The organism is Lentilactobacillus parabuchneri DSM 5707 = NBRC 107865 (assembly GCF_001435315.1).
Lineage (GTDB): Bacteria > Bacillota > Bacilli > Lactobacillales > Lactobacillaceae > Lentilactobacillus > Lentilactobacillus parabuchneri.
The window spans coordinates 1-213 of record NZ_AZGK01000048.1; the positions used below are offsets into that span (position 1 = coordinate 1).

Annotated in this window: 1 protein-coding gene; it reads right to left on the reverse strand. The window is 38.0% G+C overall.

The window, feature by feature from the left end:
• On the reverse strand, positions 1 to 213 hold a 213-nt coding region (locus FC51_RS12630), incomplete at both ends, for a hypothetical protein (protein ID WP_235806489.1).

Below are 213 nucleotides of genomic sequence, written 5' to 3' on the forward strand. Positions count from 1 at the left end.
AACCCACAAAATAACCATAAATGCCAAACAAGCTTTTGAGCATTAATGGAATAACAGGTATTGATGTGCTTTTTGCATCAATACCTGTTATTTTATTAAGCGGAAAAAGCTGGCTTAAATGGCACGTTTCTGCTAGGTAATAGTCGAGTGATATATTCGCTGAACAACTAATGAAGAACAATAATGAGCGACGAAACCCGGGTTGATCCCGGA